Raw genomic sequence first — 25,673 nt, 5'->3', positions numbered from 1 at the left:
CTGGGGACCGCGATCGGACAACCTGCCAATCACCGCCGTTGCTGGCGAGGCAGAACATATTTTCTTCCTTAGTTCGATAAATAATCGTCAGCGAAAATCGAATAATGCGATGGCTACGTTATTTTATACATATAAATAAGATTTATGTGTTAGTTTTATGTATTTATAATAATGATTATCAATCAGGGGTTATTTGGTAGGCTATGAGGGACATTGATTTTTTCAGCTGGCGGCGGGAAATGCTGCAACAATTCCAGTCAACTCATGATGGGGATTCGGTTTATAACCTTCTCCAACAGCAAACAGAAGAACTGGAATACGACTACTACGCACTCTGTGTGCGCCATCCGGTGCCTTTTACACGCCCGAAACTGACGTTGCAATCAACTTATCCTCAGGCCTGGATGTCACATTATCAGGCGGAGAATTATTTTGCTATTGATCCGGTATTACGCAGAGAAAATTTTCTTCGTGGACATCTACCATGGAATGACCAGCTTTTTTGCGAGACCCCAGAATTGTGGAATGGCGCGCGCGATCATGGTTTAAATAAAGGCGTGACGCAGTGTCTGACCTTGCCAAATCATGCGTTGGGCTTCTTATCGGTTTCTGCTAAAAATGCGCAGCCGGGTCCGTATCACGAGGACGAATTAGAGTTACGTCTAAGAACGCTGACCGAGCTTAGCCTGCTGGCGTTGCTGCGGCTGGAGGATGAAATGGTGATGCCGCCGGAGATGAAGTTTAGCCGGCGCGAGCTGGAGATCCTAAAATGGACCGCAGAAGGAAAGACCTCGGCAGAGGTGGCGATGATATTGTCTATTTCAGAAAATACGGTCAATTTTCATCAGAAGAATATGCAGCGGAAATTTAACGCCCCCAACAAAACGCAAATTGCCTGTTATGCCGTCGCAACAGGATTAATTTGAGCGAATCGCTCGTTCTGCGTGTCAGACGTGAAACCGGCTGTCAGCGATCGCTTTCAGCCGGTCCTTTCTTACTGACGGTAAGCTTGTTTAATTTGCTTAACGGTGCTGGAGAATACGGCAGCCTGAGCCTCATCTTCCATCTGCGCGATTTGCTTTTCCATTTTAATAATCACGCGGCCAGCATCTGCCTGACCCATAGCCTGAAGCATTAGCGTCAGTAGGGCTTTCAGGCAGGAGACTTCCTGCGCCAGCTGTTGATTATTTTCTGCAGTGGAAAAATCTGGTGTGCTCATCGATATCCTCGTTTGCTATCAGCGCTGTTGCGCAATACTAAATGTTAAGGCGGCGCAGTATACCACAAGCGGTAGAAAAAAAAGGAGCGCGTGATTTGTGTTGCTGATGTTGCGCGCTGAGCGGTTAAATTTACTGAATAATATCTGTTCATCTAAGTGCTCATCGTTAATATTTTCCGCCGCTTTTGGCGGAAGTTAATTATTGTTACATCTTTCGAATCCTATTAATCCGCAACCCGTTCTGTTGCTTTTTTTGCGCCTTCTGTAGGGTGAATGTTAAAAAAGAAACATAATCCAACTATATGTTCTGTATAGGTTTCCACCTGGTGTGGAGACAAATTGCCATAAATGGGAGGGAAATCTTCTTCAGGACACTTTTTGGGCTTTTAAAGTTACGATAAAACCCGGTAATATATGGGAGATAAACTATCAGTAGCGTTATCCCTAATTCTGGAGATTATTCCTTTGATCAACGTACTTCTTGTTGATGACCACGAACTAGTGCGCGCAGGGATACGACGCATTCTGGAAGATATAAAAGGGATTAAAGTTGTCGGTGAGGCCTGCTGCGGCGAGGATGCCGTTAAGTGGTGCCGTGCGAATCCTGTGGACGTCGTCCTGATGGATATGAACATGCCTGGTATTGGGGGGCTTGAAGCGACACGAAAAATCGCGCGCTCCATTGTCGATACCAAAGTGATCATGTTGACCGTGCATACTGAAAATCCGCTGCCTGCGAAGGTCATGCAGGCTGGCGCCGCCGGTTACTTAAGTAAAGGCGCTGCCCCGCAGGAAGTGGTAAATGCGATTCGTTGTGTTGCTTCGGGTCAACGTTATATCGCTTCCGATATCGCCCAACAGATGGCGCTCAGTCAGATTGAACCGGAAAAAACGGAATCACCGTTTGCCAGTTTGTCTGAACGTGAGTTGCAGATTATGCTGATGATCACTAAGGGCCAAAAGGTCAATGAGATCTCAGAACAGTTAAATCTGAGTCCCAAGACGGTGAATAGCTATCGTTATCGAATGTTCAGCAAATTAAACATTCATGGCGATGTGGAGCTAACTCACCTGGCAATTCGCCATGGCCTGTGCAATGCGGAGTCGTTAGCAAGTCAGTGAGTGATGTTTTTGACGCAAAAGCTTTCCTCAAGACGGTGACCAGCCAACCGGGCGTCTATCGTATGTATGATGCTGGTGGTACCGTCATTTATGTTGGCAAAGCAAAAGATCTGAAAAAGCGCCTTAGCAGCTATTTTCGCAGCAACCTGGCTTCGCGTAAAACCGAGGCTCTGGTGGCGTTGATCGCGCAAATTGACGTGACCGTTACCCATACCGAAACGGAAGCGCTGCTGCTTGAGCATAACTACATCAAGCTGTATCAACCGCGTTATAACGTGCTGCTGCGTGACGATAAATCCTATCCCTTTATTTTCCTCAGCGGCGATACCCATCCACGACTGGCGATGCACCGTGGCGCTAAACACGCCAAAGGCGAATATTTTGGTCCATTCCCTAACGGCTATGCCGTTCGCGAAACGCTCGCGCTGCTGCAAAAAATTTTCCCCATTCGCCAATGTGAAAACAGCGTATACCGCAATCGCTCTCGTCCCTGTCTGCAATATCAAATTGGCCGTTGTTTAGGACCGTGCGTCGCCGGACTGGTAAGTGAAGAAGAGTACCAGCAGCAGGTAGAATACGTGCGGCTGTTTCTCGCCGGGAAAGACGATCAGGTATTGACGCAACTGATTGCCCGGATGGAAAAGGCCAGCCAGGCGCTTGAATTTGAAGAAGCCGCCCGCATCCGCGATCAGATCCAGGCGGTACGTCGGGTGACGGAGAAACAGTTCGTTTCCAATAATGGTGACGATCTGGATGTTATCGGCGTGGCTTTTGATGCCGGAATGGCCTGTGTGCATGTGCTGTTTATTCGCCAGGGTAAGGTTCTCGGTAGCCGCAGTTATTTCCCGAAAGTTCCGGGTGGCACTGAGTTGGGTGAGGTAGTGGAAACCTTTGTGGGGCAGTTCTATCTACAGGGCAGCCAGATGCGAACCTTACCGGGGGAAATTTTACTCGATTTCAACTTGAGCGATAAAACCCTGCTTGCGGATTCGTTGTCCGAGCTGGCCGGTCGTCGGGTGAATGTGCAGACTAAACCCCGCGGAGACCGCGCGCGCTATCTGAAGCTGGCGCGCACCAACGCCGCCGTTGCGCTTACGACCAAACTGTCGCAACAATCAACGATCAGCCAACGTCTGCAGGCTCTGGCGACACTACTTAAGCTGCCGGCGGTGACGCGGATGGAGTGCTTTGATATCAGCCATACCATGGGGGAGCAAACCGTCGCATCCTGCGTGGTGTTCGATAGCAATGGTCCGCTACGGGCGGAATACCGCCGCTACAATATTACCGGTATTACCCCTGGTGATGATTACGCGGCCATGAATCAGGTATTACGACGCCGGTACGGTAAAGCAATTGAAGAGAATAAAATCCCGGACGTTATCCTGATCGACGGCGGTAAGGGCCAGCTTGGTCAGGCCAAAGCCGTGTTTGCCGAACTGGATGTGCCATGGGATAAAAATCATCCGCTGCTACTGGGGGTGGCGAAGGGGAGCGATCGTAAAGCCGGGCTGGAGACGTTGTTCTTTGAGCCAGAAGGTGAGGGCTTTAGTCTGCCGCCGGATTCTCCTGCTCTGCATGTTATCCAGCACATTCGCGACGAATCCCACGATCACGCTATCTCAGGGCATCGTAAAAAACGGGCGAAGGTGAAAAGTACCAGTACGCTTGAGACGATTGAAGGTGTTGGCCCGAAACGCCGACAAATGTTGTTGAAATATATGGGCGGTCTGCAGGGGTTGCAGAAAGCCAGCGTAGAGGAAATTGCGCAAGTACCGGGTATATCTCACGGACTGGCAGAAAAGATCTACTACTCGTTGAAACATTAGGGGCTCTGTAGCACCATAGGGCTAATTAACACTTACAACATACAGTTACCCGTTACCATGCGATTTAATATTCCGACGTTGCTCACTCTGTTTCGCGTTATTCTGATACCGTTTTTCGTACTGGCGTTCTATCTGCCTTTTAGCTGGGCGCCTTTTGTCTGCGCGTTGATTTTCTTTGTAGCCGCTGTTACCGATTGGTTTGATGGCTATCTGGCGCGTCGCTGGAACCAGAGCACTCGTTTTGGCGCCTTCCTTGATCCGGTTGCCGATAAGGTGATGGTGGCTATTGCCATGGTGCTGGTCGCAGAACACTATCATACCTGGTGGGTGACTTTGCCGGCAGCGACAATGATCGCGCGTGAAATTATTATTTCTGCTCTGCGCGAGTGGATGGCTGAGCTGGGTAAACGCAGCAGCGTAGCCGTATCATGGATTGGTAAAGTGAAAACGACGGCCCAGATGGCGGCGCTGGTCTGGATGCTGTGGCGGCCTAATGTGTGGGTGGAGTGGGCTGGTATCGTTCTGTTCATGGTTGCTGCGGTGTTGACGCTGTGGTCAATGTTACAATATTTGAACGCTGCGCGCGGCGATTTGCTTGAACAGTGATCGTTTCGACGCAAATTTCAGCAAACGACACGAAGTTGCGAAAAATACCGTTGACTCACCGCGTGAGATAAGTAGAATGCAACGCATCGAACGGCGGCACAGTCTTCCAGACGATAACAAAATCAAGTGATTAGCTAATCTACTTGATGATGCGGGAATAGCTCAGTTGGTAGAGCACGACCTTGCCAAGGTCGGGGTCGCGAGTTCGAGTCTCGTTTCCCGCTCCAAATTAAAAGCATCGGCAGTAGCGGGTGTTTAGGTATTAAAGGCGCGTTAGCAAAGCGGTTATGTAGCGGATTGCAAATCCGTCTAGTCCGGTTCGACTCCGGAACGCGCCTCCACTTTATATCCCGAGCCCGGATGGTGGAATCGGTAGACACAAGGGATTTAAAATCCCTCGGCGTTCGCGCTGTGTGGGTTCAAGTCCCACTCCGGGTACCATTGGGATAAAGTAGAATAATCAAAGCAATAAGCAGTGTCGTGAAACCACCTCCGGGTGGTTTTTTCATTTCTGAAACGTCATTTCCTGACATCATTCCTAACATACTCCACCTGCAGAGATAGACTCTGAGCGCTATAAACGTTATTTGTCCTATGACAAAACCTGCGGTGCTTGCTACGCTTAACGTGATTTTCGAACCAGGCAACAGGAGTAGGGGAAATATGTTTACCGGATTGTGTACTTTTCCGCTGACGCCACTGCGCAATAATGAGGTGGATAGCCGCGCGCTAATAAAAATCATCGATCGTCTGGTCTCGGCGCGAGTTGATTCGCTGGGCATTCTGGGCTCAACCGGCAGCTACGCCTATTTGAGCCGCGAGCAACGCAAAATGGTGGTCCTGGCGGCAAAACAACATGCGCAAGGGGTCCCGATGATGGTCGGGATAGGCGCGATGGCGACGGATATGATTCTACGTCTTGCTGAGGATGCTCAGCAGGCGGGTGCGGATGCTGTGCTGCTACCGGTGCTGAACTACCAGCCTCTGACGGATGATGAGGTGTTTACACTGTTCCAGACGGTTAACCGCCATGTGTCGGTACCTATTTGTATCTATGATAACCCGCGCACCACCCACAGAGCCTTTTCTGATGCGCTTGTTGAGCGTATTGCTTCGTTATCCAATATCGCATCAATCAAGATCCCCGGTTTGCCGGCCGACCAGGCTGGCGTCAGAGTGGCGACGCTTCGTCAGCGATTGCCGCAGCGAGTGAGTATTGGCGTCAGCGGCGACGCTTTTGCCGCGGCAGGGTTAAACGGCGGCTGTAATCTGTGGTATTCCGTTTGCGCCGGTCTGTTCCCGCAAATTGCCCAAAATATTACCGCGGCAGCGTTAAGTGGCGAGCGGCAGCAGGCATCGGCACTAAGCGAACGGCTGGAGCCATTATGGGCATTGTTCAGACAGCACGGTAGTCTCAAAGTGATTGCCGCTGCCGCCTCTATTCTTGAACTAGCCGAAGTAGAGTGTTTACCGCGACCGTTGGCCCCGCTCTCCGCGGAGGCCATTAACGATGTCAAATCGGTCATGGATAAGCTGGATCTACGCTGAAGTTTACCGCCTTTCCCTTACCTATGTTTATCAGGTAATTCGCCAGCCATTTAAGGTAATATATCACTGGCGTTAATGTTAACGCTGTATTGATATTCTTTGGGTATGTGATGCCTTTATGGCAATGATAACTATATATGAGGGATCTTATGGCCACGTTGCTTGAAAGCTACGGGAACTGTTTTCGAAAATATGCCACTTTCCGCGGCCGATCCGCGCGCCAGGAATATGTGGTTTTTACCATTGCTAACTTTATATTGTCCGCGATCTTGGGATTGATCCCCGTCGTTGGCGGTATCTTCGGGTTAATTATTATCATTCCGGGGATCGCGGTTGCGGTGCGTCGTTTGCACGATCTCAACAAATCCGGCTGGTGGTTGCTGGCGCCCTACGGCATTATGCTGATCGGTCTGATTGGTATTGCCGCTACCGTCGAAGAGGGCAGAGCCGCAGTATGGGTATGGGTGATCGCGCTGGGCGGCCTGGCCGCGTTGATAATGTCGATTTGGATGATTTTCACCCGTGGTACCATTGGCAGCAACCGCTTTGGTGATGAACAGAACGATGACAACAGCGGCGGTAATACGATGGGCAAGAGTACTGCCGCGGATGATGTCAGAGAGCGCCTGGCACAGGCTAAGAAAATGCTTGATGACGGCGTTATTAGCGCAAGTGAATACGAAGTGATGCGTGCTAATATCATTAAAGATATGTAACCGATCCGCCGCCGGGCTTGCCCGGCGTTAATAAATTCACCTGTGTGAGCGAGAGCGGGTGGTTTTCTCCTCCCATTTTCGCTACTGTAAGCGCCATTTTTCTACCATCATGAGCCTGTAATGAAAACCGGACCCCTGAACGAAAGTGAACTTGAGTGGCTGGATGAGATCCTGTCGAAATATGCCACCGAGGGCGCCATCCTTGATGTCTCCGAACTTGATGGTCTGTTAACGGCTATCTTATCCGGGCCGAGCGAAATCGAACCAGCGCAGTGGCTGCTTGCTATCTGGGGCGGGGCGGATAATGTACCGCGCTGGGCTAACGACCGCGAGCGCGACCGTTTCGTTAACCTGACGCTGCAGCATATGAGCGACATCGCTGAACGCCTGGCTGACTATCCGGAGCAGTTTGATCCGCTGTTTGGCACCCGCGAGTTTGAAGGCCAGGAACTGACCATTGTTGAAGAGTGGTGCTTCGGCTATATGCGTGGCGTTGCCCTCTGCGACTGGTCGACGTTACCTGCGGAACTGCAGCCACAGCTTGATGCCATTGCGCTGCACGGAACGGAAGAACGTTTCGAAGCGCTCGATACGCTGACCGCGGATGAATTTGTCGAAAGCGTTGATAGCATCAAGCCCGCCGCGCTGGCTTTATATAATTACTGGATGGAGAACGCTCAGCCGACGGCCGTGCAGCAACCGGTAAGAAATGAGACCAAGGTGGGGCGTAATGATCCTTGCCCCTGCGGTAGCGGCAAAAAGTATAAGCAGTGTTGTTTAGCTAAATAACAAAAGGGGCCAACCAGGCCCCTTTTGTTTACCCCACAGCGGGTAATAATCCTGCCACAATGCAGAATTGAATGGCCACTATCGCCACTCCACAGCCCAATACCAGCCAGAGCGCAATCGAGCCGCCCGGAACACGCCAGGTTGCCTGTGGGTGCAGTTTTCGGCTTTTCATTACTAATAATGATGGCAACATCAGCGCCAGTACGGCGAGCGCCACGCCGGCGTAGCCCAGCGCCATCACGAAACCTCGCGGATAAAACAGGGCGAAGGCCAGCGGCGGCAGGAAAGTGATGACGCCGCTCTGTATACGTCCGGCAGGGGTGTTTTTACGCTGAAACAAATCTGCCAGGTAATCAAACAAACCTAATGCGACGCCGAGAAAAGACGTCGCCAGAGCGAAGTCGGCGAACAGATGTACCGCCACCTCTACATGCGGCGAGGCGACAACGTCGCGGATTGCTGCCAGCAGGCCGTTCAGGCCGGAATTCTGCGCTAGCACGGCGGTAAAGGCCGGAGAGTCGATGCTGCCAAGCGTGGCGAGTTGCCAGAAAATATAGGCGACCAGCGGAATAAAGCTACCGATGATAAAGACGCGGCGCAGCTTACGAATATCGCCATTCAGATAGCTAACGATGCTGGGAATACTACCGTGAAAACCAAACGAGGTGAAAATCACCGGAATAGCGGACAGCGCCAGGCCCTGCTGTAGCGGCAGAGTCAGGAGATTTATCTGGTGAATATGCGGCAGCAGCAGCACCAGCATCACCGCGAGGAAGATAATTTTGGCGCTAAATAAAAAGCGGTTAAACAGATCGACCAGAGAAGTCCCTATGCACACCACCGCGCCGCCAATGCCGGTAAAGAGCAATACGCCGGCAGAAGGCGGTAGGCTCCAGTTCAGCCACTGATTAAGGCTGGAGGCCAGCAGCTCGCCGGCGCCGCTGATGTAGGCCGCCGTTAGCGCATACATCAGAAAAAGCATACAGAAACCGGTAACCCATTGGCCGTAGCGGCCGAGATAGCGCGCCGCCAGTGAGCCTAACCCCATATCCGCAGGGACATGTTGATAAACTTCCAGCAGCAGCAGGGCGGTATAGCACATCAGCGCCCACAGCGAGATCAGTAATACCAGGGTGACGCCAAAACCGACTCCCGCCGAAGCGAGCGGCATCGCCAACATACCGGCGCCAATGGTGGTGCCGGCAACGATTAAAATACTACCCAGAGTGCGGTTCTTCACGCTTTTCTCTATCTATGAAGGAAGGAACGAATAATTATGTCGCGCAGAGTATGTGAAATGAGTGATTTCGTCAAATGATGGTTACAAGTGGTGTAATTATATCTTTACGTCTCTGGAGGACAGAAAAGACTGCGTTGGCGCAAAGCCGCCAGGCGCATGCTGATATATGCTGCCTGCTTTACAGGAGGAGCTATGTCATCTATTCACGGTCATGAAGTATTACAGATGATGATCGCATCGGGCGAGTCGTACAGCGTTGCCAGTCTCGAAGCGGCCATTAAGAGGCAATTTGGCGAAGATGCTCGCTTTCACACCTGTTCGGCGCAGGATCTGGACGCGGCGCAGCTGGTGACGTTTTTGCAGCAGAAAGGTAAATTCATTGCGGTGGAAGAGGGTTTCAATACCAGCGAGAGTAAAATTTGCCGTCATTGAGCGCGCGGCGGCCAGGGCGGCCGCCGCTGTGGGAATTAGTTTTGCGTGTCGAGGGTTGCCAGTTCTTTATCGATAAAGTACAGGCCTTCACCGCTTTTACCGGCAAGGGTCAGTTTATCAATAACAGATTTGAATAATTTCTCTTCTTCATGCTGTTCTGCTACGTACCATTGCAGGAAATTAAAGGTCGGGTAATCCTGATTAGTCATCGCGGCATGCGCCAGTTCATTAATTTTTTGCGTAATTAACTGTTCATGTTCATAGGTCTGGCGGAACAGTTCATCAAGTGAAGCATATTCGGCAAACGGCGAGCTAATGGCGTTAATACGCGGCAGGCTGCCGGTATCGGTCAAATAGTCGAACAGGCGCTGCATGTGCGTCATTTCTTCCTGCGCGTGGCGGCGGAGAAAGGCGGCTGCACCTTCAAAGCTATGGTAGCTGCACCATGCGCTCATCTGCTGATAAAGCAAAGAAGAATAAAGCTCAAGATTCATTTGCTCATTAAGTTTTTCGATCATTTCTGCTTTCAGCATGGCGTCCACTCCGGAAATAAAGATTAAATCATAATGTGCCGTCACTATAATTTGTTAGTAATTTATTTGCAAAAAGTAAATTAAAAAATTAATTATTAAAAATGCAAATGGGAATAAAACGCATTGGCAATATAATAATAAATGAGAATGGTTTTAATTTGATATTTATTTCGTAAATTATCGCGTGAAGCGAAACGACGAATATTTAATGTTCTGAACCTGAAAGGGGAAAACTGGGCTGAGGGAGGCTCAAAATGTGACGCGCTAAGATTTTTGTAAAACAGCTTTTCATAAAGTTTGAAAACGCATTTATGAAGTAGTAGAGTCCTGTTAACGCTAACGAACTATCGGGCCGTGCCCGCAGAGCATTCAGGAGAGTGAAGCATGAAAATCGCACTGATGATGGAAAACAGCCAGGCCAGCAAAAATGCCATCATCCTCAACGAGTTAAACGCCGTTGCCGATGAAAAAGGCTTCCCGGTTTACAACGTAGGAATGAGCGATGAGCACGATCATCATCTCACCTATATCCATCTGGGAATCATGGCCAGCATCCTGCTGAATTCTAAAGCGGTCGATTTCGTGGTGACCGGTTGCGGCACTGGCCAGGGGGCGCTGATGTCATTGAATATCCATCCGGGAGTGGTCTGTGGTTATTGTATTGACCCTGCGGATGCCTTCCTGTTTGCCCAAATCAACAACGGTAACGCGTTGTCTCTGCCTTTTGCTAAAGGCTTTGGCTGGGGGGCGGAATTGAACGTGCGCTTTATTTTTGAGAAGGCGTTCACCGGCCGTAATGGGGAGGGGTATCCGCCGGAACGTAAAGAGCCGCAGGTCCGCAATGCCGGGATCCTGAATAAAGTGAAAGCGGCGGTGGTGAAAGAAAATTATCTTGATACCTTACGAGCTATCGATCCGGAACTGGTAAAAACCGCCGTTTCCGGGCCGCGGTTCCAGCAATGCTTCTTCGAAAACTGCCAGGATAAAGAAATCGAAGCTTTCGTACGCCAGATTATAGGCTAATAGGGCTTTTCAAACAGGCCTGCATCACTACGCGGGCCTGTTTGTTATGGTCGTGTTTTACTGGATACCGTGCTGCCGGCATCTCGCGTAAGATGTAGCGTATCAATCATCCCTACCAAACAAATCAGCGCAATAAAGACAAACGCCAAGCGGAAGCTAATTCCCGGTAGAGTCGTCAGATTCAACCACTCGCTCAACTGTTCACCGATGCGGATGCCGATGGCGCCGAGAGTGATACCGAGCCCAACCGCCAGCTGTGAAGCGGTGCTGAACAGCGTATTGGCATAACTCATCTGCGCGGAAGGAACGTCGGCAAAAGCGAGCGTACTGACGCCGGTAAATTGGATGGAACGGAACACCCCGCCAAGATAGAGGATCAACATTATCAGCCATACCGGCGTTTGCGGCGTTAACAGCGCGCAGGCAAGTAGCGAGGCAACATTCAGCGCACCGTTAATCAGCAATAAGCGGCGAAACCCCAACCAGCGGATGAGCGGCGTGGTTGCAGGCTTGATAGTGAGATTGCCGACAAAAACGGCCAGCACCAGCAGTCCAGAATGAAAAGGATCCATGCCGAAACCCACCTGGAATAGCAATGGAAGCAGGAATGGGACGGCGCTTATCGACGCGCGAAACAGTGAACCGCCGTACATGGTTACCCGGAATGTAGGAACCTGCAAAGCGTCCAACCGTACCATTGGCCAGGCGGCGCGGCGGAAATGGCGTAGAGCGAAAAACATACAGCCGATACCTGTCGCCATGAGCGCCAGCGTTTGCCAGCTCTGTGGCTGTCGGTCGCCGAGTCGTTCCATCGCTGCCACCAGGCTTATCATCGCCAGTGACGTCGTCAGAAAACCGGGTAGATCGAAGGGGCGGCGTTCTTCTTCACGGATATTGGGAATGATGCGTAGCGAGAGCGCCATCGCCAGTAGCCCGAGCGGCACGTTAATAAAAAAGATCCAGTGCCAGCTGGCGTAACTGGTAATGAAACCCCCGAGCGGCGGGCCGATTATAGGTGCGACCAATGCCGGCCAGGTCAGCGTGGCTATTGCCTTGATGAGCTGATCTTTGGGAGTGGTGCGCAATACCGCCAGGCGCCCGACGGGGACCATCAGCGCGCCGCCAACGCCCTGTAGAATGCGCATTGTCACAAAGCTTTCGATGTTGCGCGATAAACCGCAGAATACGGAGGCGAGGGTAAAAATGGCGAGGGCCAGAGTAAACACTTTCCGCGCGCCGAAGCGGTCGGCGATCCAGCCGCTGGCGGGGATCAGTACCGCGAGGGTGATCAGGTAGGCGCTGATGCCAATATTGAGCGCGACCGCCGCTACGCCAAAATCCTTCGCCATATCAGGCAGGGCGGTAGCGATGACCGTGCCATCGAGAAATTCCATAAAGAAAGCGCCAGCCACCAATAATGCCGGGGCGGAAAAAGCGCCTGTTTTTGGCGTAATTGTTGTTGTACCCATTGTGTCGTTGCCATAGCAAAATGAATAAGTATCTTTGCGGTACGTTTTCTTTTCGCCGCTCCCGTACATGTTTTTTTATCTGGTGCGATTTAGGTTACTATTACGCTCCTGAAAATAGGAGTAAAAAATGTCTCAACCTTTCACTGAACAAGATGAGTTGGTTTCCGATGTCGTCGCATGCCAGCTGGTCATCAAACAAATCCTTGATGTGATTGACGTTATCGCCCCGGTCGAAGTGCGCGAAAAAATGGCGACGCAGTTAAAAGCGATTGATTTTGCGAGTAACCCTGCTTCGGCGGATCCGGTGACGCTGCGCGCAGTACAAAAAGCAATTGCACTGATTGAACTGAAATTTACCCCGCAGGGTGAAGCGCACTAGCTCTAACTCTGAGAAGTTGATTGTCTGGCCGTTCCAGTCTGGAACGGCCAAATTCAGTTAGTGCTGTTGTGGCGAGATGAGATTAAGTAGTCGACGGTCTGTCTGCTCCATACCGAGCCCGGCTTTATCAGCCGTACGTATTTCTTCAAGGACGGTTTGCAGTAACCGCCCATCTTGCTGCTGCTCTTTCTCCAGCAGGGTCAAAAAACGCCATGTCGTGTCATCGCGCTGCGCTTTTGCTTCCTGCGCCAGGCCGGACAGCATGCTGCTACGTTGCTGATACTCTTCGAGAGTTTTGGCAAACACTTCTTCAAGCGTTGTGCATTGCGGGGGATAGCTTTCGTCGGCTTTGACAATTGGCCAGGCGCCGGCCTTTTTCATATAGTCAAAAACCTGCATCATTAACGTCACGCTGGATTGCGCACGGGTGCGCAAGAAGGTTGCTGTGCCGTTGAGACGTTGTTGCGCGCACCATTCACCTAAATGTAGATAAACATTTGATGCGTGAAACTCAAGATTAATCTGGGTATTTAATTTCTGAACCATTCCTGGAACTGCCATAACAATATCCTTATTTATCCGCAAGGGAAGTATGACGCGCTACCATCGCCTCGCACAGGCGAGTTTTGCAAGCGCAACGCAATAGGCAGGAAATAAACACGGTGCAATCCATTTGCACGTGACTATTTATTTATATCTGCCGATACATCAAGAATACCCTTATGTGCCGAATAAGAAAACTCTCAACATGCGTTATTTACGATTTGTTACAACATCAGTTTTACTGCTTGTTTTAATTGTCTTTTTTGTGGATTTAAATCGTAATACATTGAATTTAAATGGTTATATTTAAGGGTTCGTAGGGCTGGTAAATTTGTATTAATGAAGTTGATTTAACGGTAAATTCATATATCGATCATAGCTTATTCATTATTCGAAAATAGCGAGAGGATAATGAACTTGTGATAGATCATCTTTTGTTGGAAGTTGAAGAATAACATATAAGCTGGCGGCAAATCGCAGGACAGAGTAGCCCGGGATGGCGTTAGCGAACCTACAAGGATAAGTCTGCTGGTGATATGGATTATTGTGCCACGCATAACGCTAATTGTCTGACAATTAGCGTTTTTTTTATGTCATTTTTTGCTGAATTTATGTACGCAACTACTGTAATTCTGCGGTGTGATGACGCTCTCGTATGGATAAATAATTTCCAGTTAAAACTATTTTAACAACGGCAATATTGATTGCGATTTTTCTAATGCCTTGTTTTAAGACCGATAAAAAATTTAAGTCCGATTTTCCCCTACAGAAAAGCGAATTAAAGCTGGAGTTTACCATGCACAAATTTACTAAAGCGCTGGCGGCCATTGGCCTCGCGGCGGTTATGTCACAATCAGCTATGGCTGAAACCCTCAAGCTCGGTTTCCTGGTGAAGCAACCAGAGGAGCCCTGGTTCCAGACCGAGTGGAAGTTTGCTGATAAAGCCGGCAAGGATTTGGGCTTTGAGGTGATTAAAATCGCGGTGCCAGATGGTGAAAAGACGCTTAATGCGATCGACAGTCTCGCCGCCAGCGGCGCGAAGGGATTTGTCATCTGCACGCCGGACCCAAAACTGGGGTCGGCGATTGTTGCGAAGGCTCGCGGCTATGACATGAAAGTTATCACCGTTGACGATCAGTTTGTGAATGCCAAAGGTAAGCCGATGGAGAGCGTGCCGCTGGTCATGATGGCCGCCAGCGAAATCGGCGCTCGTCAGGGGCAGGAATTATATAAAGAGATGCAAAAACGCGGCTGGGATGTGAAAGATACCGGCGTGATGGCGATTACCGCCGATGAACTGGATACTGCCCGCCGCCGCACCACCGGCTCGATTGACGCGCTGAAAGCAGCGGGTTTCCCGGAAAAACAGATCTATCGTGTACCGACCAAATCTAACGACATTCCAGGAGCGTTCGATGCCGGTAACTCCATGTTGGTGCAGCATCCGCAGGTTAAGCATTGGTTAATCGTGGGTATGAACGATAACACCGTGCTGGGCGGCGTAAGGGCAACTGAAGGCCAGGGCTTTAAAGCGCCGGATGTTATCGGCATCGGTATTAACGGTGTCGACGCGGTGAACGAGCTTTCGAAAGCCCAGCCGACGGGGTTCTATGGATCTCTGCTGCCAAGCCCGGATATCCATGGCTATAAAACCAGTGAGATGCTCTACAACTGGGTGACCAAAGGCACCGAGCCGCCGAAATTTACCGCCGTGACTGACGTGGTGCTGATTACCCGCGACAACTTTAAACAAGAGTTGGCGAAGAAAGGGCTGTAAGGCCGGGTTCATTCTGCCTCCCGCTCTGGCGGGAGGTTATGCGTAGAAGAGCGGAGTCGTTATGCAACAATCTATCCCTTATCTCTCATTTCGCGGTATCACCATGACGTTCCCGGGCGTTAAAGCACTGTCTGACATCAGCTTTGACTGCTATCGCGGGCAGATCCACGCGTTGATGGGTGAAAACGGCGCCGGGAAGTCCACCCTCTTAAAAATTCTCAGCGGTAACTACATTCCAACTGCCGGGCATCTGCAAATTGATGGTCAGCAAATGGCATTTACGAATACTACCGCTGCGCTAAATGCTGGCGTAGCGATTATTTATCAGGAACTTCATCTGATCCCGGAAATGACCGTTGCCGAGAATATCTATCTTGGTCAGTTGCCGCATAAAGGCGGCATTGTGAATCGGTCTTTATTGAATTATGAAGCGCGGCTGCAGCTGGAACATCTGGGACTGGATATCGACCCGGAAACGCCGCTGAAGTATTTGTCGATCGGCCAGTGGCAGATGGTGGAGATCGCCAAGGCGCTGGCGCGTAACGCGAAGATTATTGCGTTTGATGAACCAACCAGCTCACTCTCTGCGCGCGAAATCGACAACCTTTTTCGCGTGATTCGCGAGTTGCGTGAAGAAGGGCGAGTGATTATTTACGTCTCGCACCGTATGGAGGAAATTTTCGCCCTCAGCGATGCCATTACCGTGTTTAAAGATGGCCGCTACGTGCGGACCTTTGACGACATGCGGCTGGTGGATCACGATGCCCTCGTGCAGGCGATGGTGGGGCGTAATCTTGGCGATATCTATGGCTGGAAAGCGCGTGAATATGGCAGCGAGCGGCTGCGACTGGATCAGGTTAAAGCGCCAGGTGTCAGAATGCCAATCAGTTTATCGGTACGCAGCGGTGAAATTGTCGGCCTGTTTGGTCTGGTTGGCGCCGGGCGCAGCGAACTAATGAAGGGGCTGTTTGGCGGCAGTAGAATTACCAGCGGTCAGGTCTATATTGATGGTCAGGCGATAAGTATTCGCAAACCGGCGCAGGCGATTCAGGCGGGCATGATGCTGTGTCCGGAGGATCGTAAAGCCGAGGGCATCATTCCGGTACATTCGGTGCGTGACAACATCAATATCAGCGCGCGGCGTAAGCATATTCATGCCGGCTGCCTGATTAACAATGCCTGGGAAGCGAGTAATGCCGAACAACATATCAAATCGCTCAATATCAAAACCCCGGGAGCTGAGCAGTTAATTATGAATCTCTCCGGTGGTAATCAGCAAAAAGCCATTCTGGGCCGCTGGTTGTCGGAAGAGATGAAGGTGATTCTGCTTGATGAACCGACCCGCGGCATTGATGTCGGCGCAAAGCATGAAATCTACAACGTTATCTATGCGCTGGCCGCTTCTGGCGTGGCGGTTGTTTTTGCCTCCAGCGACCTGCCAGAGGTGCTCGGCGTCGCCGACCGCATCGTGGTGATGCGCGAAGGTGAAGTGGCCGGTGAATTGCTGCATGAAGATGCGAATGAACAGCAGGCGCTGAGCCTTGCGATGCCTAAAGTCAGCCAGGCCGTAGCCTGAGTAAGGAGTGAATGATGTCATCTGTAACTACGCCGAGCGCCGCACGATCCTCCTTCAGCTTCGGTCGAATCTGGGATCAGTTTGGTATGCTGGTGGTCTTCGCAGTGTTGTTCATCGGCTGTGTGATCTTTGTTCCCAACTTTGCCTCTTTCGTCAATATGAAAGGGCTGGGGCTGGCGATTTCCATGTCGGGAATGGTGGCCTGCGGCATGTTGTTCTGCCTGGCCTCCGGGGATTTTGATTTGTCAGTCGCTTCGGTCATTGCCTGCGCCGGTGTGACGACGGCGGTAGTGATTAACCTTACCGAAAGCTTATGGATTGGCATTGCCGCCGGGCTTTTGCTGGGTGCTGTCAGCGGGTTGGTAAATGGTTTTGTGATTGCGCGTTTGAAGATCAACGCGCTGATCACAACTCTGGCTACCATGCAAATCGTCCGTGGGCTGGCCTATATTATTTCCGATGGTAAAGCGGTTGGCATTGAGGATGAACGTTTCTTCACTCTGGGTTATGCCAACTGGTTGGGGCTGCCGGCGCCAATCTGGCTGACGGTTGCCTGCCTGATCGTCTTTGGACTGCTGCTGAATAAAACCACCTTTGGCCGCAACACGCTGGCCATAGGGGGCAATGAGGAGGCGGCGCGACTTGCAGGGGTGCCGGTTGTTCGTACCAAGATCATCATCTTTGTTCTTTCAGGTCTGGTATCGGCGGCGGCGGGGATTATCCTGGCTTCGCGCATGACCAGTGGCCAGCCTATGACCTCAATTGGTTATGAACTGATTGTGATCTCGGCATGTGTCCTGGGCGGCGTATCGCTAAAAGGCGGGATCGGTAAGATCTCTTATGTGGTGGCCGGGATCCTAATCCTGGGTACCGTGGAGAATGCGATGAACCTGCTGAATATTTCGCCATTCTCACAATATGTAGTCCGCGGGGTGATATTGCTGGCAGCGGTTATCTTCGACCGATACAAGCAAAAAGCGAAACGTGCGGTTTAATTGCGCGCAACTTTTAAGTCTACATCATAATGTGCCGCCGGCGCCCGCTGCGCTGGCGGTGACTATCAAAAATGGCGAGGCTGGTCACACTGTCTATACTTACATGGCTAACAATTAGTTAACAACCAGCGTAATGCTGGCCATGATAAGGAGGAACACAGGGTGGCTGACCAGATATCTGTACCGCCTGAGCTAACCGGAAACCACGCATTTTTTCTGGATCTTGACGGCACGCTTGCCGATATCAAACCTCATCCCGATCAGGTTGTTATCCCCGAAGACGTCCTTCAGATGTTGCGATTACTGGCACAGCGACAACATGATGCTGTGGCATTGATTTCAGGGCGCTCACTAACAGAGCTTGATGAACTAACCCGTCACTGGCGACTGCCGCTTGCCGGCGTCCACGGGGCTGAACGCCGCGATATCAATGGAAAAAGGCACGATGTATCACTGCCGCCGGCATTGAGCCGTGAGATCGGCGAAGCATTAACTTCGGCGCTACAGGCGCTGCCTGGCAGTGAACTGGAGGATAAAGGCATCGCTTTTGCGCTGCATTACCGTCAGGCACCACAACACCAGAGCGCCATCCTGGCGCTGGCGCAGGATATCGTGCAGCGTTATCCGATTCTGGCCATTCAGCAAGGGAAGTGTGTCGTTGAGATCAAACCACGTGGCATTAACAAAGGTGAAGCAATCGCCGCGTTTATGCGGGAAGCGCCTTTTGCGGGACGAAAGCCGGTATTTATCGGCGATGACCTGACTGATGAGGCGGGTTTTACTATGGTTAATCAATTAGGCGGAGTATCGATTAAAGTTGGACAAGGCGACACACAGGCGCGCTGGCGGCTGGCGAATGTTGCCGCCGTACATCAGTGGTTACGCCATGTTGTCGGCAATATGCAAAGCCTGGATGTATTCACTAACGGGAGGGATGACCATGAGTCGTTTAGTCGTAGTATCTAACCGTATTGCAACGCCAAATGATAAAAAGGCCAGCGCAGGCGGCCTGGCGGTGGGTATTTTAGGTGCGCTGAAAGCGAGCGGCGGCACGTGGTTTGGTTGGAGTGGGGAAATCGGTGATGATAGCCAGCCGTTGAAGAAGGTGAGTAAAGGGGATATTTCGTGGGCCTCATTCAACCTTAGCGAAGAAGATCACGAGCTCTACTACAATCAGTTTTCCAATGCGGTGCTATGGCCCGCATTTCACTATCGTCTCGACTTAGTCAATTTTCAGCGTCCGGCGTGGGAGGGGTATCTGCGGGTTAACGCCGCCGTGGCGCAAAAGCTGCTGCCGCTGCTAGCCGATGACGATATGGTATGGGTTCATGATTATCATCTGTTGCCATTTGCCAGCGAATTACGCAAAAACGGTGTGAAGAACCGCATTGGTTTCTTCTTACATATTCCGTTTCCAACGCCTGAAATATTCAATGCGTTGCCCCCGCATGCCGAACTACTTGAGCAGCTGTGTGATTATGACCTTTTGGGCTTTCAAACCGAAAACGACCGGCAGGCGTTTGTTGATTGCGTCGCCCAACAAACTACCTTGTGCGAAGTGGGTCACCAGCAATACCGTGCCTGGGGTAAGACGTTCCGTACTGCGGTCTATCCAATAAGCATCGAACCTCAGGAAGTCGCGCGCAGCGCCAGCGGGCCGCTGCCGCCGAAGCTGGCTCAGTTGAAAGCTGAACTGAAAGGGGTGAAGAATATTTTTTCCGTTGAGCGCCTGGATTACTCCAAGGGGCTGCCGGAGCGTTTTCAGGCTTACGAAGCGCTGCTGGAAAACTACCCCCAGCATCGTGGGAAAATTCGCTATACCCAGATAGCGCCCACTTCGCGGGGTGATGTACAGGCTTATCAGGATATCCGCCACCAACTGGAAACCGCCGCGGGACGCATCAACGGCCACTATGGCCAATTGGGATGGACGCCGCTGTATTACCTGAATCAGCACTTCGATCGCAAACTGCTCATGAAGGTATTTCGTTATTCCGACGTGGGCCTGGTCACACCGCTGCGCGATGGCATGAACCTCGTGGCCAAGGAGTTTGTCGCCGCGCAGGACCCTGAGAACCCTGGGGTGTTGGTGCTATCGCAGTTCGCTGGCGCGGCGAATGAACTGACTTCCGCGCTCATCGTCAACCCCTACGATCGCGATGAAGTGGCGGCGGCGCTGGATCGCGCGCTAACGATGCCGCTTGCCGAGCGAATTATTCGCCATGGCAAAATGCTCAAGGCGATCGAGAGTAATGATATTGATAACTGGCAGGCGCAGTTCGTTGCCGATCTAAAGCGGGTAAAGTCGCCTGAAGATAGCTGCCAGCAGCCAACCGTAGTTACTCCCTCCGCGTAGTCAAAACGGCTGATGCTTCGGCATCAGCTTATTCCAGGGATACCAACAGAACATCGACGCCGCTGCTGCCGACGATATTCTTCGCTGAACAGGTAGCGCGGGAAAACAGGCTCTGGTTATGGTTGCCGCAGATGACCAGGTCGACGTGATGCTGAAGGCAAAAATCCTTCACGTGGTGGCAAAGTTCGCCGCTGGCGATGGTCATTTTGCTGATAGGGTAGTCCGCCTGGGCGGCGAGTTCATTAAGAAAACTACGGGTCTCCTCCTGCATTATCTCTCGCAAATTTTCCATCATCGGCGCGGCGAACTGATTATACATTTCCGGATCTGTCGCCAGCGTGATCAGGCTGACCTGCGCATTGGACGGACGTGCGATAGACACCGCTTTATTGACCAACATGCGGCTTTCCGGCGTTGGGGCGACGGCGACTAACAGATGAGAGTAGGGCATCTAGCCTCCTTGAGATACACAACGGGACCTTTCTTCCTTCTTTACTCCTAATTCCATTTTTCCACAAGGGTTATTCGCGCGGTTAAAAACGCCTTTCTCCGACCATGTGGTATCAGATTCTGGCAGCCGACTCGCAAAAATGATTCTCTCTTTTGCTTTAAAAGAAACGCTGTTTTATAAATCGGTGATGCATGTTGCCCGCCCCTTTGTTTTTTTGCCACTGAATTATTGGTACTGGCAAAAACGCAAAGGTAAGCCGGTTTTCATGATCTTACTGTAGCCATGTATCCGCAAAACTTCGGTATAGCCCGTGGTAAGACCGAAGTTATCTAATAAAAAGAGACAGGATTTACGGCGATGAAAACACGAAAAATCGGTTTGGCTAATTATCTCGCCTATGGTTCCGGCGATTTTCTCGGCGCGGGAACCACCGCGCTGACCGCAGCATGGCTACTCTATTTTTACACCACCTTCTGCGGGCTATCGCCCATTGAGGCGACGCTCATTTTCGCCACCGCGCGCGTGCTCGACGCGGTCGTCAGCCCGCTGATGGGCTTCTTAACCGATAACTTTGGCTCTACCTGGCTGGGTAAGCGGTTCGGCAGACGCAAATTTTTTATTTTGCTCGGTATTCCCTGCGTTTTTAGCTACTCAATGATGTGGGTAGGCGATATGGGGTTCTGGTACTACCTCGCAACTTATCTGCTGTTTGATATTGTCTATACCATGATTCTGGTGCCCTACGAGACGCTGGTGCCGGAGATGACCGATGATTTCAAACAGAAGACCAAATTTTCCGGCGCGCGCATTTCCATGGCGCAAATGTCGGCGATATTAGCCTCGTTTTTACCGGGGATCCTGCTCACCCAACTGGGTAAAGATAACGCCAGCTCATTTTTTTACGCGAGCCTGGTCTTTTCGGTCCTGTGCGCGCTAATGCTGACCTTCGTCTGGTTTTTCACCTGGGAACGTCCGCGGGAAGCGTGGTCTGAAGCAGCGTTACGCGCGGAAGAAGAAAAGCGCAACTTAACGCTCGCGCAGAGTCTTAATCGCCTGTTTATTGAGCTCAGCTCTACGCTGCGAATTAAAATCTTCCGCCAACATCTTGGTATGTATCTGGGCGGTTATATCGCTCAGGACGTGTTCAACGCCGTGTTTACCTATTACGTGGTCTTTGTGCTGATGCAGGACGCTTCTGTCGCCTCTAACTTACTCGGCACGATGGCTATCTTCCAGTTCATCGCGGTTATCGCCATGATCCCGCTCTGCATTCGCTTTGGCCCGGCGCCTTCATATCGCATGGTAGTGGTGCTGTTTGGTTTGAGCTCTCTCTCTTATGCGGTGCTCTATTACGCGGGGCTAAGCGACGTCTATTCATTATTACTGCTCATTTCCGCTATCGCGGGTCTGGGACGCGGCGGCATTAACTACGTGCCGTGGAATACTTACACCTATATTGCCGATGTCGACGAAGTCATTACCGGCCAGCGTCGGGAGGGCATTTTCGCCGGTATTATGACGCTGACCCGCAAAGCGTCGCAGGCGGGGGCGGTGATGCTGGTTGGCATTATCATGCAACTATCGGGCTTTGTCTCCGGGCAAAAAATTCAGCCGGCAGGCGTCAGTCATACCATTCTGTTGATCCTTAGCGTCGGTACGTTGGTGGTGCTGGCCTGCGGCTTCCTGGTCTCCCTGCGCTTTAAACTCAATCTGCATACGCACAGCGTGCTCCGCGCCGAGACGATGGTGATGCGTGATATCGGTTACGCACAGCCCGAGCAGACGACTGCCGAAAACCGCGCGGTGGTTGAGCTGCTGGCGGGGATGCCTTACGACTGCCTGTGGGGTAATAACAACATTGGCTACCTGAATCGCAATAAACCTGCCGCCCCGGCGCTGAATCAGGGCGGCACTTTGAATTCGACATATACCAGAGGTTAAGAACATGAAAGTTTGGCCGGTCAAACATAGCCCATTACTGCGTCAGCCTGAGCGCTTTATCGCTCGCAGTGAGCTGCAGGCATTGATCCGTAATGTGACGCAAAACCTGGTGAATATTAAGGATGACAACGGGCAGTTTTTACTGCGGCTGGACGATGGGCGAGTCATCGATACCAAAGGTTGGGCCGGTTGGGAGTGGACCCACGGCGTTGGGCTGTACGGCATCTACCAGTATTATCAACAAACCGGCGATACCGCGATGCGCGATATCATTGACGGCTGGTTCGCCGATCGCTTCGCCGAAGGTGCAACCACCAAAAACGTTAATACCATGGCGCCGTTTCTGACGCTGGCTTATCGCTATGAAGAGACCGGGCGCCAGGAGTATCTACCGTGGCTCGATAGCTGGGCCGAGTGGGCGATGCATGAGATGCCGCGCACCGAGCAGGGAGGCATGCAGCACATTACCCTGGCGGAAGAGAACCATCAGCAGATGTGGGATGACACGCTAATGATGACGGTGCTGCCGCTAGCCAAAATCGGTAAATTACTAAATCGTCCGCAATACATTGAAGAAGCAACCTATCAGTTCTTGCTGCATGTACAGAACCTGATGGACAAAGAGACAGGCCTGTGGTTCCACGGCTGGAATTACGACGGTCGGCACAACTTTGCGCGTGCGCGCTGGGCACGGGGTAACAGCTGGCTCACTATCGTGATCCCTGACTTCCTTGAGCTGGTGGATTTGCCAGAGGGGAGTGCGGTGCGCCGCTATCTGCTACAGGTACTGAATGCGCAAATTGCCGCGTTAGCGAAATGTCAGGATGAGAGTGGGCTCTGGCATACCCTGCTCGACGATCCGCATTCCTATCTTGAAGCGTCGGCGACGGCGGGCTTCGCTTACGGCATCCTGAAAGCGATACGTAAGCGTTATGTCGGGGCGGAGTACATCGAGGTTGCCGAAAAGGCGATACGCGGGATTGTGCGAAATATTTCACCAGAGGGGGAACTGCTGCAAACCTCGTTTGGTACCGGGATGGGCTCCGATCTCGATTTTTACCGGCAAATTCCGCTCACCTCTATGCCGTACGGCCAGGCGATGGCGATTCTTTGTCTGACGGAGTATCTGCGCAAATATTTCTGATAGCGGCATAGATTCCCCGGCCGCGTTGCGCGTACCGGGGCGACTAATAAAACAAACCCGGCTTTCACCGGGTTTGTTTTTTACATCCGCTCTACGGTCTCAATACCCAGAGTATCGAGGCCCAACTTCAGCGTCTTCGCCGTCAGCAGCGCCAGTTTCAGGCGGCTATTACGGGCCTCTTCGCTTTCGGCGCTGAGGATCGGGCAGTGTTCGTAGAAACCAGAGAACAGACCGGCCAGATCGTACAGGTAGGCGCACATTACGTGCGGAGTACCTTCACGGGCGACGACGGCCAGCGTTTCTTCGAACTGCAGCAGGCGGGCAGCCAACTGCGCTTCGCGATCTTCACTAATAACTACCGGCGCGGCAGCCAGCGCGCTTTCGTCGATACCGGCTTTACGGAACACCGACAGCACACGGGTATAGGCATACTGCATGTAAGGCGCGGTATTACCTTCGAACGCCAGCATGTTGTCCCAGTCGAAAATGTAATCGGTAGTGCGGTTTTTCGACAGATCGGCATATTTCACCGCGCCGATACCCACCGCATTGGCCAGTTTTTCCAGCTCATCGGCCGGCATATCCGGGTTCTTCTCAGCCACCAGGCGGCGTGCGCGCTCCAGCGCTTCGTCCAGCAGATCGGCCAGTTTGACGGTACCGCCGGCGCGTGTTTTGAACGGTTTACCGTCTTTACCGAGCATCATGCCGAACATGTGATGTTCCAGCGGTACGGATTCCGGTACATAGCCGGCTTTACGGACGATAGTCCATGCCTGCATCAGATGCTGATGCTGACGAGAGTCGATGTAGTAGAGCACACGGTCGGCATGCAGCGTTTCATAACGGTATTTTGCGCAGGCGATATCGGTAGTCGTGTAGAGGTAGCCGCCATCCTTTTTCTGGATGATGACGCCCATCGGTTCGCCTTCTTTGTTTTTGTATTCATCAAGGAAGACCACGGTCGCGCCTTCGCTCTCGACGGCCATGCCTTTTGCTTTAAGATCGGCAACGATCCCAGGCAGCATCGGGTTGTACAGGCTTTCACCCATCACATCATCGCGGGTCAGGGTGACATTCAGGCGATCGTAGGTGATCTGGTTTTGCGACATGGTGATGTCGACCAGTTTGCGCCACATCTGCAGGAAGTACTCGTCGCCGCCCTGCAGCTTAACCACGTAGCTACGCGCGCGCTCGGCGAACGCTTCGTCTTCGTCATAGTGTTTTTTCGCTTCGCGGTAGAAACCTTCGAGGTCGGCCAGCGCCATTTCGCCGGCGTTTTCCTGCTGCTGCTTTTCCAGATAAGCGATCAGCATCCCGAACTGGGTACCCCAGTCACCGACGTGGTTGGCGCGGATAACGCGATGGCCGAGGAATTCCAGAGTACGCACCGAGGCATCGCCGATGATGGTTGAACGCAGATGGCCGACGTGCATCTCTTTCGCCACGTTCGGCGCGGAGTAGTCAACAACGATGGTCTGCGGCTGTGGTTTCGCCACGCCCAGGCGCTCGGACTGAAGCGCGAGATTGACGTTGTCCGCCAGGAAGGCTGGATCGAGGAAAATATTGATAAAGCCCGGTCCGGCGATTTCGACTTTATTGGCAATGCCGTTCAGATCGAGATGAGACAGTACCTGCTCTGCAAGTTGTCGCGGCGCCATGCCCAGTTTTTTGGCCACCGCCATCACGCCATTGGCCTGATAGTCGCCGAACTGAACTTTTGCTGACTGGCGGACCTGAGGTTCGCAATCGGCAGGCGCGCCTGCCGCGATCAGGGCCTGGCTGACTTTTTCTGAGAGAAGAGCCTGAATATTCACCGGAATACCTTACTTTTAAGGCGCGAGAACCCCTGTGGGGCGGCGCCGGAACATGGACAAATTAAGGCGGGAGTATACTGCATTTGCGCCCCGTCGTCAGCACCACACGCAAGTTGCCGGGCAGCACGCTTAATCAATAACCATTCGTTGTTTCGGCGCGCGGATTGACGG

24 protein-coding genes and 3 tRNA genes are annotated in these 25,673 nt (G+C 51.9%); 20 read left to right on the top strand and 7 right to left on the bottom strand.

The features are described 5' to 3' along the window. The first annotated feature begins 203 nt into the window (after positions 1–203). Positions 204–926 carry a transcriptional regulator SdiA gene (sdiA, locus tag ABLV08_RS11345; protein WP_020078446.1) on the top strand — a complete coding sequence of 241 codons (723 nt, stop codon included), beginning with the start codon at positions 204–206 and terminating at the stop codon, positions 924–926. Positions 927–994: 68 nt separating this feature from the next. On the opposite strand, the gene ABLV08_RS11340 is transcribed toward sdiA, so the two are convergent. Next, the gene (locus tag ABLV08_RS11340; protein WP_015365908.1) at positions 995–1,219 is read right to left on the bottom strand and encodes a DUF2594 family protein; all 225 of its coding nucleotides are present in this window, start codon (positions 1,217–1,219) and stop codon (positions 995–997) included. 465 nt (positions 1,220–1,684) lie between these two features. Here ABLV08_RS11340 and uvrY point away from each other — a divergent pair, with 465 nt between their 5' ends. From uvrY to ABLV08_RS11295, 9 genes are all read left to right on the top strand, one after another. Continuing rightward, complete coding sequence (gene uvrY / locus ABLV08_RS11335; protein WP_015705978.1) at positions 1,685–2,341, top strand: UvrY/SirA/GacA family response regulator transcription factor; 657 nt, start codon at positions 1,685–1,687, stop codon at positions 2,339–2,341. Continuing rightward, the gene (gene uvrC / locus ABLV08_RS11330; RefSeq protein ID WP_125992495.1) at positions 2,338–4,170 is read left to right on the top strand and encodes an excinuclease ABC subunit UvrC; all 1,833 of its coding nucleotides are present in this window, start codon (positions 2,338–2,340) and stop codon (positions 4,168–4,170) included. The genes uvrY and uvrC overlap by 4 nt, the downstream gene beginning before the upstream one ends. A gap of 57 nt (positions 4,171–4,227) precedes the next feature. Further along, positions 4,228–4,776, top strand: coding sequence for a CDP-diacylglycerol--glycerol-3-phosphate 3-phosphatidyltransferase (gene pgsA, locus ABLV08_RS11325; protein WP_015365912.1), 549 nt, complete (start codon positions 4,228–4,230; stop codon positions 4,774–4,776). 151 nt (positions 4,777–4,927) lie between these two features. Beyond that, a tRNA-Gly gene (locus ABLV08_RS11320) sits at positions 4,928–5,003 on the top strand. Positions 5,004–5,043: 40 nt separating this feature from the next. Further along, a tRNA-Cys gene (locus tag ABLV08_RS11315) sits at positions 5,044–5,117 on the top strand. 13 nt (positions 5,118–5,130) lie between these two features. After that, positions 5,131–5,217, top strand: a tRNA-Leu gene (locus tag ABLV08_RS11310). Positions 5,218–5,439: 222 nt separating this feature from the next. Further along, positions 5,440–6,324, top strand: a complete 885-nt coding sequence (locus tag ABLV08_RS11305) for a dihydrodipicolinate synthase family protein (protein ID WP_348855847.1) — start codon at positions 5,440–5,442, stop codon at positions 6,322–6,324. Between the two features lie 137 nt (positions 6,325–6,461). Beyond that, a complete protein-coding gene (locus ABLV08_RS11300) occupies positions 6,462–7,040 on the top strand; it encodes a DUF805 domain-containing protein (RefSeq protein ID WP_306767659.1) in 579 nt (192 codons plus the stop codon). Positions 7,041–7,160: 120 nt separating this feature from the next. Continuing rightward, on the top strand, positions 7,161–7,829 hold the full coding sequence (locus ABLV08_RS11295) for a YecA family protein (protein ID WP_015705973.1): 669 nt from the start codon (positions 7,161–7,163) through the stop codon (positions 7,827–7,829). A gap of 28 nt (positions 7,830–7,857) precedes the next feature. Here the strand turns inward: ABLV08_RS11295 and tyrP are convergent, their stop codons facing one another. Further along, on the bottom strand, positions 7,858–9,069 hold the full coding sequence (tyrP, locus tag ABLV08_RS11290) for a tyrosine transporter TyrP (protein WP_064736976.1): 1,212 nt from the start codon (positions 9,067–9,069) through the stop codon (positions 7,858–7,860). Positions 9,070–9,261: 192 nt separating this feature from the next. On the opposite strand from tyrP, the gene ABLV08_RS11285 reads away from it, so the two are divergent. Further along, complete coding sequence (locus ABLV08_RS11285; RefSeq protein WP_015365959.1) at positions 9,262–9,501, top strand: YecH family metal-binding protein; 240 nt, start codon at positions 9,262–9,264, stop codon at positions 9,499–9,501. A gap of 35 nt (positions 9,502–9,536) precedes the next feature. Here ABLV08_RS11285 and ftnA read toward each other — a convergent pair whose 3' ends face one another. Next, a complete protein-coding gene (gene ftnA, locus ABLV08_RS11280; RefSeq protein ID WP_015365960.1) occupies positions 9,537–10,034 on the bottom strand; it encodes a non-heme ferritin in 498 nt (165 codons plus the stop codon). A gap of 384 nt (positions 10,035–10,418) precedes the next feature. On the opposite strand from ftnA, the gene ABLV08_RS11275 reads away from it, so the two are divergent. Further along, positions 10,419–11,057, top strand: a complete 639-nt coding sequence (locus ABLV08_RS11275; protein ID WP_015705970.1) for an RpiB/LacA/LacB family sugar-phosphate isomerase — start codon at positions 10,419–10,421, stop codon at positions 11,055–11,057. A 44-nt stretch (positions 11,058–11,101) separates the two neighbouring features. Here the strand turns inward: ABLV08_RS11275 and ABLV08_RS11270 are convergent, their stop codons facing one another. Then, positions 11,102–12,526, bottom strand: a complete 1,425-nt coding sequence (locus tag ABLV08_RS11270) for an MFS transporter (RefSeq protein ID WP_026612266.1) — start codon at positions 12,524–12,526, stop codon at positions 11,102–11,104. Between the two features lie 127 nt (positions 12,527–12,653). Here ABLV08_RS11270 and ABLV08_RS11265 point away from each other — a divergent pair, with 127 nt between their 5' ends. Then, complete coding sequence (locus ABLV08_RS11265; protein WP_015365964.1) at positions 12,654–12,905, top strand: DUF2766 family protein; 252 nt, start codon at positions 12,654–12,656, stop codon at positions 12,903–12,905. Positions 12,906–12,962: 57 nt separating this feature from the next. On the opposite strand, the gene ABLV08_RS11260 is transcribed toward ABLV08_RS11265, so the two are convergent. Then, positions 12,963–13,466 (bottom strand): non-heme ferritin-like protein, encoded by a 504-nt coding sequence (locus ABLV08_RS11260; protein ID WP_015365965.1) that lies wholly within the window; start codon positions 13,464–13,466, stop codon positions 12,963–12,965. Between the two features lie 778 nt (positions 13,467–14,244). On the opposite strand from ABLV08_RS11260, the gene ABLV08_RS11255 reads away from it, so the two are divergent. The 5 genes from ABLV08_RS11255 to otsA all read left to right on the top strand — a co-directional run bounded on the left by ABLV08_RS11255 (position 14,245) and on the right by otsA (position 20,152). Next, entirely contained in the window at positions 14,245–15,225 is a 981-nt protein-coding gene (locus tag ABLV08_RS11255; protein ID WP_045376344.1) for an arabinose ABC transporter substrate-binding protein, read from the top strand. A gap of 61 nt (positions 15,226–15,286) precedes the next feature. Then, positions 15,287–16,801 carry an L-arabinose ABC transporter ATP-binding protein AraG gene (gene araG, locus ABLV08_RS11250; protein WP_032711937.1) on the top strand — a complete coding sequence of 505 codons (1,515 nt, stop codon included), beginning with the start codon at positions 15,287–15,289 and terminating at the stop codon, positions 16,799–16,801. A 14-nt stretch (positions 16,802–16,815) separates the two neighbouring features. Beyond that, a complete protein-coding gene (gene araH / locus ABLV08_RS11245) occupies positions 16,816–17,796 on the top strand; it encodes an L-arabinose ABC transporter permease AraH (RefSeq protein ID WP_015365969.1) in 981 nt (326 codons plus the stop codon). 162 nt (positions 17,797–17,958) lie between these two features. Next, entirely contained in the window at positions 17,959–18,762 is an 804-nt protein-coding gene (gene otsB / locus ABLV08_RS11240; protein WP_348855846.1) for a trehalose-phosphatase, read from the top strand. Further along, positions 18,737–20,152, top strand: coding sequence for an alpha,alpha-trehalose-phosphate synthase (gene otsA / locus ABLV08_RS11235; protein ID WP_015365972.1), 1,416 nt, complete (start codon positions 18,737–18,739; stop codon positions 20,150–20,152). Before otsB ends, otsA begins: the two co-directional genes overlap by 26 nt. 28 nt (positions 20,153–20,180) lie before the next feature. On the opposite strand, the gene uspC is transcribed toward otsA, so the two are convergent. After that, the gene (gene uspC / locus ABLV08_RS11230; protein WP_015705964.1) at positions 20,181–20,603 is read right to left on the bottom strand and encodes a universal stress protein UspC; all 423 of its coding nucleotides are present in this window, start codon (positions 20,601–20,603) and stop codon (positions 20,181–20,183) included. A gap of 357 nt (positions 20,604–20,960) precedes the next feature. Between uspC and ABLV08_RS11225 the strand changes: the two genes are divergently transcribed. Together ABLV08_RS11225 and ABLV08_RS11220 are read left to right on the top strand one after the other, a co-directional pair. Continuing rightward, positions 20,961–22,544 carry an MFS transporter gene (locus ABLV08_RS11225; protein WP_042893375.1) on the top strand — a complete coding sequence of 528 codons (1,584 nt, stop codon included), beginning with the start codon at positions 20,961–20,963 and terminating at the stop codon, positions 22,542–22,544. 4 nt (positions 22,545–22,548) lie between these two features. Next, the gene (locus tag ABLV08_RS11220) at positions 22,549–23,688 is read left to right on the top strand and encodes a glycoside hydrolase family 105 protein (RefSeq protein ID WP_348855845.1); all 1,140 of its coding nucleotides are present in this window, start codon (positions 22,549–22,551) and stop codon (positions 23,686–23,688) included. An 80-nt stretch (positions 23,689–23,768) separates the two neighbouring features. On the opposite strand, the gene argS is transcribed toward ABLV08_RS11220, so the two are convergent. Continuing rightward, positions 23,769–25,502 (bottom strand): arginine--tRNA ligase, encoded by a 1,734-nt coding sequence (gene argS / locus ABLV08_RS11215; protein ID WP_015365977.1) that lies wholly within the window; start codon positions 25,500–25,502, stop codon positions 23,769–23,771. Positions 25,503–25,673: the final 171 nt, after the last annotated feature.

The sequence above is a fragment of the Klebsiella sp. CN_Kp088 genome (assembly GCF_040064335.1).
Lineage (GTDB): Bacteria > Pseudomonadota > Gammaproteobacteria > Enterobacterales > Enterobacteriaceae > Klebsiella > Klebsiella aerogenes.
Note: the sequence above shows the minus strand (reverse complement) of the source record. Positions and strands in the feature narration are given on the sequence as shown.